This window comes from Marinilactibacillus sp. Marseille-P9653 (assembly GCF_916618885.1).
In the GTDB taxonomy this organism is placed as follows: Bacteria; Bacillota; Bacilli; order Lactobacillales; family Carnobacteriaceae_A; genus Marinilactibacillus.
Genome location: NZ_CAKAKH010000001.1, coordinates 1,058,633 through 1,070,691 on the forward strand (window position 1 = coordinate 1,058,633; position 12,059 = coordinate 1,070,691).

General features: G+C 37.5%; 12 protein-coding genes, 1 pseudogene and 1 riboswitch. Of the genes and pseudogenes, 10 read left to right on the plus strand and 3 right to left on the minus strand.

Annotation, left to right across the window (positions count from 1 at the left end; all coding sequences use genetic code 11):
• Window positions 1-6: 6 nt before the first annotated feature.
• The 6 genes and pseudogenes from LG377_RS12450 to LG377_RS05310 all read left to right on the plus strand — a co-directional run.
• Window positions 7-210: pseudogene (locus LG377_RS12450) on the plus strand (reverse transcriptase domain-containing protein); the annotation flags it as partial.
• A gap of 27 nt (window positions 211-237) precedes the next feature.
• A complete protein-coding gene (locus LG377_RS05290) occupies window positions 238-678 on the plus strand; it encodes a group II intron maturase-specific domain-containing protein (protein ID WP_255612817.1) in 441 nt (146 codons plus the stop codon).
• Between the two features lie 134 nt (window positions 679-812).
• Window positions 813-986: riboswitch (Lysine riboswitch) on the plus strand.
• 129 nt (window positions 987-1,115) lie between these two features.
• Window positions 1,116-2,831 (plus strand): Na+/H+ antiporter NhaC family protein, encoded by a 1,716-nt coding sequence (locus tag LG377_RS05295; protein WP_225743636.1) that lies wholly within the window; start codon window positions 1,116-1,118, stop codon window positions 2,829-2,831.
• A gap of 115 nt (window positions 2,832-2,946) precedes the next feature.
• Window positions 2,947-3,456: an O-acetyl-ADP-ribose deacetylase gene (locus tag LG377_RS05300; protein WP_225743637.1), complete on the plus strand. Its 510-nt coding sequence runs from the start codon at window positions 2,947-2,949 to the stop codon at window positions 3,454-3,456.
• Window positions 3,457-3,472: 16 nt separating this feature from the next.
• Window positions 3,473-4,021, plus strand: a complete 549-nt coding sequence (locus LG377_RS05305; RefSeq protein WP_255612762.1) for a DUF305 domain-containing protein — start codon at window positions 3,473-3,475, stop codon at window positions 4,019-4,021.
• Entirely contained in the window at window positions 4,022-4,216 is a 195-nt protein-coding gene (locus LG377_RS05310) for a YwbE family protein (protein ID WP_225743638.1), read from the plus strand.
• Window positions 4,217-4,279: 63 nt separating this feature from the next.
• Here LG377_RS05310 and LG377_RS05315 read toward each other — a convergent pair whose 3' ends face one another.
• Together LG377_RS05315 and LG377_RS05320 are read right to left on the minus strand one after the other, a co-directional pair.
• Window positions 4,280-5,182, minus strand: coding sequence for a DUF368 domain-containing protein (locus LG377_RS05315; RefSeq protein WP_225743639.1), 903 nt, complete (start codon window positions 5,180-5,182; stop codon window positions 4,280-4,282).
• 143 nt (window positions 5,183-5,325) lie between these two features.
• A complete protein-coding gene (locus tag LG377_RS05320; protein ID WP_225743640.1) occupies window positions 5,326-6,789 on the minus strand; it encodes a ClC family H(+)/Cl(-) exchange transporter in 1,464 nt (487 codons plus the stop codon).
• A 304-nt stretch (window positions 6,790-7,093) separates the two neighbouring features.
• Between LG377_RS05320 and LG377_RS05325 the strand changes: the two genes are divergently transcribed.
• The 4 genes from LG377_RS05325 to LG377_RS05340 all read left to right on the plus strand — a co-directional run bounded on the left by LG377_RS05325 (window position 7,094) and on the right by LG377_RS05340 (window position 10,358).
• On the plus strand, window positions 7,094-7,375 hold the full coding sequence (locus LG377_RS05325; protein ID WP_225743641.1) for a DUF503 domain-containing protein: 282 nt from the start codon (window positions 7,094-7,096) through the stop codon (window positions 7,373-7,375).
• A gap of 47 nt (window positions 7,376-7,422) precedes the next feature.
• Window positions 7,423-8,031 (plus strand): hypothetical protein, encoded by a 609-nt coding sequence (locus LG377_RS05330; RefSeq protein WP_225743642.1) that lies wholly within the window; start codon window positions 7,423-7,425, stop codon window positions 8,029-8,031.
• Between the two features lie 30 nt (window positions 8,032-8,061).
• A complete protein-coding gene (locus LG377_RS05335; RefSeq protein ID WP_225743643.1) occupies window positions 8,062-8,943 on the plus strand; it encodes a DegV family protein in 882 nt (293 codons plus the stop codon).
• 143 nt (window positions 8,944-9,086) lie between these two features.
• A complete protein-coding gene (locus LG377_RS05340; protein WP_225743644.1) occupies window positions 9,087-10,358 on the plus strand; it encodes a mechanosensitive ion channel in 1,272 nt (423 codons plus the stop codon).
• 68 nt (window positions 10,359-10,426) lie between these two features.
• Here the strand turns inward: LG377_RS05340 and LG377_RS05345 are convergent, their stop codons facing one another.
• A complete protein-coding gene (locus LG377_RS05345; protein WP_225743645.1) occupies window positions 10,427-11,755 on the minus strand; it encodes a sodium-dependent transporter in 1,329 nt (442 codons plus the stop codon).
• Between the last annotated feature and the right edge of the window lie 304 nt (window positions 11,756-12,059).

The following is a 12,059-nucleotide window of genomic DNA, read 5'->3' on the forward strand; positions in this document are numbered from 1 at the left end:
CTTCTCAGCAATGTTTACTTACATGAACTGGACAAAGAACTAGACCGTCGTGGTCATCGATTTGTTCGTTACGCGGATGACTTCGTCATCTATGTGAAATCTAAACGAGCAGGTGAACGTGTGATACAAAGTGTGACACAATTCATCGAGAAAGATTTGAAACTAATCGTTAACAAAGATAAGAGTAAAGTCGGGTCTCCTACTCGTTTAAAGTTCTTGAGCTGTCTGATAAGGAAAGTGAATGGAACCTGTCGTTTTATCCCTACAAAATCAGCCAAACAGAAATTTAAACGAACACTCAAACGACTAACGAGTCGTAAACGTTCCGGAACCTTTGAAGTTATTATAAAGGAAATCAATCAAGTGACTCGAGGGTGGATTGGCTATTTTGGTCTTGGATTTATCAAAATGTTCATAAAACGGATAGAACAATGGTTACAACATAGAATCAGACAGCTGATACTCAAAAGATGGAAGAAAAGCAAAACGAAAATAACGAAGTTATTCAGCTATGGATTGGATATGGATAGTGCTAGAAGAATCGGATTTTCCCGCAAGAAGTACTGGAGGCTATCCATGACGCCTGAAGTTCATCAGGCACTTACAACGAAAAGACTCCACCATTGGGGCTTAGTCTCTTTAAGCTCCTTGGTAGAGTCAGCTTACGCAAGGTATTGAACCGCCGTGTACGGAACCGTACGCACGGTGGTGTGAGAGGACGGTAAATCAATTAATGATTTACCTCCTACTCGATTAGAAAAGGACCTTGCAATCCAACCAGATTCCTTGTACACTAATAATCGTTGAAATTAAATAGAGATAGAGGCGCGAAGAAAATCAGTATGATTCAGTAGGGTGACTCCCATTGATCGAATCAGAAAGGGTTCTTTGCCGAAGTGGATAGAGATAGTCAATCTCTTTTTGCTGGAGTTCCGCTTAAAAAGCGGATCACTGTCACGATGTTTTCGTGGAGCACTATCAGGCTAATTGCGAATTGTAAAGCATTTAGGGTGATCGTGCCTTGAGTGCTATTTTTTTATGGAAAAATAAGGATAATCTGCACCTCTATGCAGTCTTTTTCAACAAAATAAAGCGAAAATGGAGACTGAAGACTAATGAAAAAGAAAGTAACATGGAGTTTGATACTCACAACCCTCTTTTTGTTTTTACCTCAAACGGTACATGCAGAAGAAGTGCAATCAAGTTTAGCCAATTCGATAGGCTGGATGACGTTGATTCCACCAGTGATTGCAATCATACTTGCGTTTGTAACTAAGAATGTTGTTTTGTCATTATTTGTAGGAATTTTTTCTGGAACAATTATTATGCAATTCTACAATGATACCAATATTTTAATGGCGATTTTTAACGGCTTTATGGATATTGTGGATTATATTCTGAATTCACTAGCAGATCCTTGGAATGCTGGGATTATTTTACAAGTTATGACGATTGGTGGACTAATCGCCTTGATCACCAGTATGGGTGGTGCACAGGCGGTAGCGGAGAGTCTGGCAAAGAAAGCCAAAGGCCCAATCAGCGCGCAGATGATCACATGGGCACTAGGGATTTTGATTTTCTTTGATGATTACGCAAATGCGCTGATTGTTGGACCAATCATGAGACCAGTATCTGATAAAATGAACATTTCAAGAGAAAGGCTCGCTTTTGTTATTGATGCTACTGCTGCTCCAATAGCTGGAATTGTACTTGTTTCGACTTGGATAGGGTATGAAGTTGGTCTGATCAATGATGCCTATCAGTCTATTGGTCAAGAAGTGAATGCATACGGCATATTTCTTCAAACGATTCCTTACCGTTTCTACAATATTTTAATGCTACTTTTCGTGTTCGTGACCTCTCTAACACTTAGAGAATTCGGTCCAATGAAAAAAGCACAAGAAAGAGCCAGAGACACGGGGTTACTTGTAGATGAAGCTTCTGAAATCGAAACAGGAGATGAAGAACAAGAAGTTTTAGATAAAGAAAAAGCGTCAATCTGGAATGCACTGATCCCAATTGGAAGTCTGATTGTTTTTAGTTTCCTAGGATTCTACTTGAATGGTCGTTCAGAAATTCTTAGTGGAGACAATAATATACTTGCGCAAACCATTACAAACTCTCCACTTTCTTTTGAAACGATCAGAGAAACATTCGGAGCTTCTGATGCGTCCATTGTACTGTTTCAGGCAGCCTTGATCTCAAGTATTATTGCTTTAGTTATGGGTGTTTCACAAGATTTATTCAATTTCAGTAAAGGGATTGAAATTTGGGTAAATGGGATGAAGACATTGATGATTACGGGCGTTGTTTTGTTACTTGCTTGGTCATTATCAAGTGTTATGAACGAATTGGGAACAGCTGATTACCTTGTTTCTTTATTAGGCGATACGCTGCCGCCTGTTTTACTGCCTTCAGTGATCTTCATTTTAGGTGCAATCATATCGTTTTCAACAGGAACTTCTTATGGAACAATGGGTATCCTGATGCCACTTGCTATACCACTAGCAACGGCCTTACAACCTGGAAATCCAGACTTCGTCATCATGTCTGCAGGTGCTGTATTAACGGGGGCGATATTTGGAGATCATAGTTCACCAATCTCTGATACAACGATTTTGTCTTCTATGGGTGCAGGATCTAACTTGATCGATCACGTGAAGACGCAATTACCTTATGCACTAGCAGTTGGGATAATTTCAATCGTGTTTGGATACCTTCCATCCGCAATGGGACTGAACATTTGGATCATACTACCGATTACTTTTGTCGCAACAATCGCAATGGTATTCATTCTTGGTAGGAAAGTGGATACAACAGAGCGGAGTTAATTTGTTAAATTGAATACCTAAAAGCTTAGCCTTCCGTGGCTAAGCTTTTTTATTTGCGCAAGGGTGATATTGGGATTAGGATAAATGAATAGACCTAATAAGAGGAGGGCATATCATGAATGGAACAATAAAAGTATGGCGTGGAGATATTACAACACTGAATGTCGATGCCATTGTCAACGCAGCAAACTCTTCACTTTTAGGTGGAGGAGGAGTGGACGGTGCGATTCACAGAGCTGCAGGACCAGGGCTGTTGGAAGCCTGCAAAAAACTAAATGGAGCTAAAACGGGTGAGGCTAAATGGACAAAAGGATTCAACCTTCCATCAAATTATGTGATTCATACAGTCGGTCCAGTCTATAAAAACGGCTCTAGTGAAGTAAAAAAGCAACTAGCAAATTGTTACGAGAATGCTCTTGAGATCGCAGAAAAACAAAGGATTCACTCCATTGCTTTTCCTGCAATTAGTACAGGGATATACGGGTATCCAGCAGAAGAAGCAGCGGAAATAGCTGTTGAAACGATCAGGCGAAAACTAGAACAATCTCCTATAGAGATTGAAGTCACACTCGTTGCTTTTGACGAGAAAACAGAACAGTTATACAAAAAGAATTTAGAAGGGTAAAGTGAGGAGAGTAACTATGAGACAGTACTTAAAATTTGGACTGATGATTTTGACATCTACAGTCGTTATGTATATCATGATGTTTTTGAACGTATTTGAATTCGATCATGTAAGATTCAGTCAAACCAGACTCTTTATGGCTATTATGATGGGGTCCGTTATGGCCTTTATTATGATGCTGTTTATGTGGAAAATGTATAAAAACAAGAAACTGAATAAAATTATTCTAGCGGCTTCAGTTTGTTGTTTTGGTATTTCGTTGTGGCTTGTAAGAAGCCAGCAAACTGTGGATGACACTTCATGGATGAAAGCCATGATTCCGCATCATTCGATTGCAATCCTAACAAGTGAACGTGCACAAATAACTGACCCTAGAGTTCGAGAGCTTGCAGATGGTATAATAGAAACGCAAAGAGAAGAAATACAGCAAATGAATCAATTGATCAAGTCTTTAGAAGAACAAGAAGATGAAGAAGAACGTTCATCAAATCCGCAAAAGTCAACTGATTTTACGGATCAAGCTGTAATGGACTCAACAATATTAAATAAGAATGGAATGGATTAAATGGACGGAAAGAAAAGAGATACGATTAAAATCGGCGCATTAGTGGATATTGTTTTAAAAAAAGATCAAAGATCAGGCAAGCTGACGAGAGGTCACGTCAAAAGAATATTGACGAACAGTCCGCAGCATCCTCACGGAATTAAAGTGATGCTGGAAGAGCAAGATCAAGTCGGAAGAGTACAAGCTATTCTATAAAAAAACACTTGCGGGAACCGAGAATCAGTAAGATTCATATCGGTACCCGGCAAGTGTCTTTTTTTATTCTGAAGTATCTTCTGTATTCCCTAAAGCGAAGGTTAACAAGAAACATCCGATTCCTAAAACAACGGTTAGTAGATAATACCAGATAGATCTACCCGATTGTAAGTCTGGAATTGCGCTCGTATTTGTTAAAATCGCGATTGGAGAAGCAACGACTAACCCTAAAATACTCGCATACGTATAGGTTGGTTTCGTTTTGAAAAAGTAATCAATCGCTTTACTGATCAAAATAATACCAATCAACATTCCTAAGGCATATGTACCTAATAGAATCCCGAATGGAATCAAAGTAATCATATCAAATGAAGAGAGAGCTCCAGTGAACTGATTGATTGTATAAATCACCGCATAGTAGTAACCAAGGATCAGCATCAGCAAAGATCCACTTACGCCAGGGATAACCATGGCAGCCGCTGAAACGACGCCTACTAAAAAGAGTGCAAGCAAGTGATTGAAAGTCAGGGAAATTGTTTGTCCAGTTGCACCGCCAGTTTCAGCAAAGGCCATCCATGCAACGATTCCGAAAAAGATTAAGAAGAAAAGAAGATGGAGGAAATTCATCGATTGTTTTTCCTGGACCATACTTTTCTGGAAAGATCTCCATAAAATCGGTAAACCACCAAGAATCAGACCAATAAACGCGACTGCTGTAGCAAGAGTGTATTTTACGAGTAGCAATTCAATGAAATAGGAAAAACCTGATATTCCAAGGATAGCTCCAATAATCAGTGGACCAATGATTCGTGCACTTTTTTTGAACTCGCTTTTTAAATGCGTTACGGCATGTATAACATCGTCATATATCCCAAAAGAAACGGCCATTGTACCACCTGAAACGCCTGGTATCACATTTGTGATCCCAATAATCATACCTTTAATTATCATCCATAAGTATTGCATAAAGATCTCCTTTTTTGTTTAAATACGATATTCGAATATCCTAATACATTCTAGCATATTTTATAGGTTAAAGTTCAAAGAAATCATAAACTTTATAAACGAATGAAAGACGATAGGATCTCTGGCTTAAGAAATCCTATCGTCTAATTGTGTTTGAGTAAATAGTTTCTAAGACTAGGAACCAAGCCGCTATCGCACTGGATAATCAGTTCGTCATTAGCTTGAAGTACCGTATCTTCTCTTGGAGTAAAGGTTTCTTTGTATCTAACAATTTCAACGAGTTGTGCGTGTTCCGGTAAATCTAGATCCTTATAAACTAATCCATCAAAAAATTGATCGGCTCCTACAATTAAGGTTACATCCACTTCTTCACCATTTGGTTTCGATTCTAGTTGTTTTGTAGCATTTTCCATTAAGCGTTCGTATAAAGATTTTGAGCCTAAAAAGTTTGCTACGACATACGTACAAAGACAAACCAAGCTCAAAGGCATCAATTGACTTTCAGTTCCAGTGATTTCAGCAATCAAGATAATTGATGTCAAAGGTGCTTTGATCACGGCAGTCATCAGACCACCCGTTGCGTACATAATAAAGTTTTTGTAATAAATCGCGTCGATACTAGAATGATCCAAGGCAAGATTGCCATAAATAGCGCCCATTAAGGCACCTAGACAGAGAACTGGAAAAAAGATTCCTCCTGGCAGTTCAGAAGAATAAGAGATCAGGGAAAAGATGAAACGGAATAAAAAGATTCCTATCAATAATAAAGTTGACAAACGATTCATGTCGATAATATCTATGATATCTGTTCCGCCCCCAAGCATGGTCGGCAAATATAAACCAACTTGGATAACAAGTGAAAACGGGATTAGGGCATGATAATGAGAAGGAAAGGGTAACTTGCTATATAAAGTGGGTAAATGAATCAGAAACTCTTGATAGATTCTACCGACAATAGCTAATGCACTTCCTAAAATGACTAAGTGTAAATACTGCTCGACCGGGAATCGAATGGCCGTCCCAAGACTTATAGCAGGTTCGATTCCAAAAATACGCAGTGCAACAAAGTTTGCAACAATAGAAGATGTAAAAGCCGATAAAAGTAACGTGCCGGAAAACTTATGGTGTACATCTTCAAGGATGAACATCACTCCTGAAAGGGGTGCATTGAAGGCAGCTGATAAACCTGCACTTACACCTGAAGAAATTAAAATATTTTCCTGCGAACGATTTCCTTTGAAAAAGCGGTTAATGCCTTTACCAATGACAGCACCTAGATGAACAGAGGGACCGCCGCGACCTAATGCAAGTCCAGATCCAATCGATAAACTAGCACCTATCAATTTTCTCCAAAAAATAGAAAACCAGTTTATATCACTGATACCGTAAAGTTGGCTTTCGAGGTTACGGATACCAGCTCCCTTGATATCTGGTTCATCACGCATGAGTCTAGCGATAATTAGTGCTACAACTAAGGAAAAGAGGATCCAAGCAACAATCCAGGTGGGGTTTAATCGCATAAAATCATAGGCATCTCGCGTATAGGTTACTAAGAGGCCAATCGTAAAACGAAATAAACTAACAAAAATACCCACGACCGTGCCCACGGCTACACCTTTGGCAACGAAGGAGATTTTGTTTAAGTCAAAAGATGGATGAATTTTCTTAAAAAGCTCCTTCAAATAATATAGGTACTAATATAGGTACTATAGAAGATACTGAATTTAACCTTGAATATCAAGTTATTCATTTTACAAGAATGAACAAAGCAAGGTAAAGAAAATACACTGGTAAAAGCTAGACTGAATTTTATTAGAATAAAAGAATGTGGTATGATAGTATAGATGGAACATTTTACCTAAAAGCTGCTGTTAGATAATATAAAATGACAATTTAAGAGGTGAAGGACAAATGAAGTTGATGGGAATCGAACTGACCATTCTGATTTATGATGCTTACTCTCTTAAAGATAAACGGAGTGTCATTAAAAGTATATTGAAAAAGGTATCCAATCAGTTTAATGTAAGTGTAGCAGAAATGGATGAATTAGATACGCAAAACAGAGCGGTCATTGGGGTTGGAATCGTAGGCAATAGTAGTGTGCTTTGTGAAAAAATTCTGAACCAAGTTATACAGTATATAGAAGCTAACTACGAAGTGGAAATCACAGATATTGATCGATTTGTTTACTAGTAAAAACAATCCAGGCTAAATGAATGGAAGCAGAGGATGAAGTAAAAGTGAATAAGCATACAGCATTTCCAATAATCAAAAAAACCGTTCGTTCTACTTTGAGTGAGAATCTGAACAACTATACAAAAGCACAAAGTTTAACGCTAGCCAGTGAACTAAAAGTAGAAACCAGAAAGAGCTGGAAAAAAGATCAATTAACTCAAGTATTGGCTGAATCTATCCAGAAACAATTTAGTCAGTTTTATAAACCAGTTGTTGAAGATTTACTGAGCCAATTTGGTGATCAAGTAGAACAAGCATTAGCTTTTCAAAATGTAGAACAAATAGAAGTTCTTGCACCACTGATCAATAAAGGATTTTTATTTGTCTATCAGCAACAAGATAGGCTCATACTCGTCATTCCAGATGAAATCTGGACGGATTTATGGCATGACGAAGAAGTAGAAGAAGTCAGTTTCGAAATTGACAGTAGCTTATTGGTCGAAGCACAAGCAGAAAAAGAAAAATCATCAGACTATAAAATCTTGAAAAAATGGAAAGAAAATGCGATGCGTATCTACGGTCATGCATCATCAGTTTATTTCTCTACCATTTGGAACAAGTACTACGATGAAAAGTTAACTTCTGAACAAATTGAAGATATATTAAACCGATAAACAATTATTTAAAAGAAAGGTGTGAGATCAATGATAAAAGTTATTATTGATTCTGGTATCGATCAGAATGCATTTATGAAGCGAGAATATGCATATGAATTTTTGCCCCTCAGTGTCATCATTGAAGATAAAGATTATTTAGATCAGAAAGAGATTTCGTTGGAGAAAGTCCACGAACATATGAGTAAAGGGATTTTACCAAAAACCTCTCAAATCACGCCTCAATCTTTATTGGAGTTGCTAGATGAAGCGCGAAGAAATCGAGATGATGTTTTGTACTTGTGTATTTATAGTCAGTTCTCAGGAACCTTTCAAGTTGCTCATTCACTCATTAATGAATACAAAGTGAATCACCCTGAAATGAATGTTGAATTAATAGACTCTTTAGGAGGATCAGGTGGAGGCGCTTTGCTAGCCTTTCAAGCTATGGAAATGGTCAAAAGTGGCATGCAGTTCGAAAACATTGTAGATCAAACGCGTAAAAATACCAAGCACGTAAAGTATCATTTCACCTTGAATGACTTGAATTGGTTAGTAAAAGGCGGCCGACTATCTAAAGTTGCAGGTGTAGCAGGGACCGCTTTGAATATAAAACCGTATTTAACAGTGGATCATAGGGGAATCATTGTTAAAAAGCTGGTGCGTGGTAAAGAAAGAATCTATAAGCGGATTATTAATGATGTAAAAGAAGGTGTCGGGACATTTGATGATCAATTAGTGACAATCAGTCATGTAAATGATATCGAAGCGGCTAAAAAGCTAGAAACTATGGTTAAAACAACTTTACCTAACGTCACTACACAAATTTTAGATATTGGAGCTGTACTGGCAGCGCACTTAGGTATTGGTGGAGTTGGCGTATTCTACTTTGATGAAAAACCAGAACATTATCAATATATCAATAAAACATAAGAAATTAATAAGAGTCGGTCAGCTGAAAACTAAAGCTGATTGGCTTTTTAATATACAGTAGAAATGCATATTGTTTGTCAAAAAACCAATCCCTATATATACTTGGTATTAGTAATCAAATAAAAAGCAAAGGGGATATAATTATGAACAACATGACGAACACCGTTCAAGATGGCTTCAACACATTTTTGAACTTCTTGCCACAATTGCTACTAGGTATAGTACTTATTATTGCTGCATGGATTGTAGCGACACTTGTAAGCAAAGCAATTTCTAAAGGGTTAAAAGCAATCGGAATCCAGAAACACTTCCAGAAATGGGGTGCGACAAATACAGAAGAGCAATCAAATACTTTGATTGATACGATCAGTAAAATTGCCTATTATCTTGTATGGGTCTTATTCTTGCCAGGTATATTCTCAACTTTCGGTTTAGAATCAATTGGTCAGCCAATCATGAATATGATTGATACGGTATTGAGCTTCATTCCAAATATCATTGCCGCAGCTATTGTATTGATTTTAGGCGTATTTGCAGCTCGATTTGTTAAGAATCTTGTCTATAATTTAGGACTTGCAGCAAATATCGACAAACACCTTTCTAAGTTGACTGGAAACAATACAGACGAAGCAGAAATTGAGAAAAATAAAGGGACACTAGCATCTGTTCTAGGTAACATTGTTTTCTTCTTGATTTTAATTCCAATTATTTTAGTAGCACTTGAAGTGTTGAATATTAATACAATTGCTGAACCAATCAGTGCAGTATTAAATACAATTCTAGCGTCTATTCCAAACATTCTGGTGGCAATCGTCTTAATGATTGTTGGATTTGCTCTAGCAAAATTCGCTGGAATGATTTTGACAGATTTATTGAAAACTACTGGAATCAATAAATATTCAACTTATCTTAAAAAATCTAGTAACGTGAACATTGACCTTGCAAAAATCATTGGACAAACAGTTGCTGTACTAATTGGATTGTTCTTCTTAGTAGAAGCATTGAATGCCTTGAATCTTGTAATGTTAAATGCGATTTTAAGCGTAGTTATCGGATATTTACCAAACGTACTGTTCGCTGCGATTATTATCGGTCTTGGTTTTATTGGTGGACAATTACTTTCATCAGGAATCAAGAGTGCAACTGGAAGCTTACTAGCTGGTCTATTAACTAAATACATTTTGATTGTATTCTCGATCTTTATGGCTTTAGACCAACTGAACTTTGCTTCTGATATTGTTCAAGCTGCCTTCATCTTTATCATTGGTGGATTAGCTGTAGCTTTTGCTTTATCATTTGGTCTTGGAGGACGCGAGTTTGCGAAAAAACAACTTGCCCGTCTTGACAGCAAAATTGATGAAGAAGCAAATAAATCAGGTAATGAAAACACTAAAAATCCAACAGATTCACTATAAAAAGTAAAACAAAAAGGCTGACCACATTGTGATATGTGATCAGCCTTTTTTTCTGTCTAATAGTTTAATTACCAGTTTAACATTCCAAATACTAAAATGACTAAAATAGCGATTGGGGCAACATACTTAGCAAAGAAGAGGATTGCCGGAGCAATTGCAGTACCTTTTAAATCTGTCTGCTCTAATAATTCATCTGATTTCCAAGACCAAGTTCCATAAAGCGCAATGATCAAGCCACCAAGTGGTAATAAAAGGTTACCAGAAAATTTATCCATGAAATCAAGGAATGAATCTCCGAATACTTCAATAGATACAAAACCTTGGCTTAATGAAGAAGGAATACCTACTAGGAAAATCACAAATCCGATTCCCAAGGTAGCAATCTTACGAGAAACACCAAGCCTACGGATCAGGTAAGCAACTACAACTTCTAAAAGTGAAATGGCTGAAGATAAAGCAGCTAATGCCAATAAGACGAAGAAAGCGACACCTACAATAGCTCCAATACCACTAATGTTTTGGAAAATAGTCGGTAAAACAACGAATACTAAACCAGCACCTTGGGTAGGGTCTAAGTCGAAAGCGAATAGTGCAGGGAATACAACCAGACCCGCGATAATCGCAAATAAAGTATCGAGTATGATAATATAAGCAGCTGAAGAAGTGAGTTTCTCTTTAGGGCTTAAATAACTACCATAAGTCAGCATGATTCCCATACCTAGACTCAATGTGAAAAAGGCTTGGCCAACGGCTGCAAAATACACACTGGGATCCCCAAAAGCAGACCAGTCCGGATGGAACATGAACGTCAACGCCTCACTAGCTCCACCGAGCGTTAAGCTGTATCCTGCTAGTAGAATTAAAAGAATACTTAAAATTGGCATCATCCATTTTGAGGAAGTTTCAATACCTTTTTGAACACCTAACATAACGATTGCAACAGTGACACCCATAAATAGGAACTGCCATCCAATCGGTTCGATAGGTGAACCGACGAATGCTTTGAAATAGCCTCCAGTGTCTCCCACAACGCCACCAGTAAGGTAAGAGAAAATATACTTAAAGGACCAACCACCAATAACTCCGTAGAAGGAAAGGATGACGAAAGCCGCAAGCACACCCATTCCTCCAGCAACAACCCAGAAAGACTTAGGCGCTAATTTCTTGAAAGCATCAATGGCATCTGTTTGAGCACGACGTCCAATGGCAAATTCAATCAACATAACAGGGAAACCAATAATCAATACACTGAGTAGATAGATGATTAAGAAAGTAGAACCTCCACCTGCACCCATTGCATAGGAGAATCTCCAGATATTTCCTAACCCAACAGCCGAACCCATCGCTGCTAAGATAAATCCCCAACGGGATCCCCATTGTTCACGTTCTTTTTTCATAGTTAATCTCCTTATAAATGAATTAAATCAGTTACCAAATGACAGTAAAGTCCGTAAAGAATAATTATTATAAAATAATGGCAATAAGGTAAACCGATTTCTCATTAGTCTACGTTATAAAATGAGAGAAATCAATATCATTTTCTAATAAATATCATAACTATTTATATTTAAATGATGAAGGCGTTTTATCCTTGTGGAGTTTCGCAAGACTATTAATATACTTAAGTAAATGAACTTTAAAAGCATTTCACTTAAGAAAAGTAACTACTGAAATCCTCCATATAGATTAAATTGTTATGAA

What these genes read in the sequence shown, in the direction of transcription:
- LG377_RS05345 (WP_225743645.1), bottom strand. Translation starts at nt 11,755, where the DNA reads ATGAAAAAAGAACGTGAACAATGGGGATCCCGTTGGGGATTTATCTTA.
- LG377_RS05305 (WP_255612762.1), top strand. Translation starts at nt 3,473, where the DNA reads ATGAGACAGTACTTAAAATTTGGACTGATGATTTTGACATCTACAGTC.
- LG377_RS05315 (WP_225743639.1), bottom strand. Translation starts at nt 5,182, where the DNA reads ATGCAATACTTATGGATGATAATTAAAGGTATGATTATTGGGATCACA.
- LG377_RS05325 (WP_225743641.1), top strand. Translation starts at nt 7,094, where the DNA reads ATGAAGTTGATGGGAATCGAACTGACCATTCTGATTTATGATGCTTAC.
- LG377_RS05310 (WP_225743638.1), top strand. Translation starts at nt 4,022, where the DNA reads ATGGACGGAAAGAAAAGAGATACGATTAAAATCGGCGCATTAGTGGAT.
- LG377_RS05340 (WP_225743644.1), top strand. Translation starts at nt 9,087, where the DNA reads ATGAACAACATGACGAACACCGTTCAAGATGGCTTCAACACATTTTTG.
- LG377_RS05335 (WP_225743643.1), top strand. Translation starts at nt 8,062, where the DNA reads ATGATAAAAGTTATTATTGATTCTGGTATCGATCAGAATGCATTTATG.
- LG377_RS05295 (WP_225743636.1), top strand. Translation starts at nt 1,116, where the DNA reads ATGAAAAAGAAAGTAACATGGAGTTTGATACTCACAACCCTCTTTTTG.
- LG377_RS05300 (WP_225743637.1), top strand. Translation starts at nt 2,947, where the DNA reads ATGAATGGAACAATAAAAGTATGGCGTGGAGATATTACAACACTGAAT.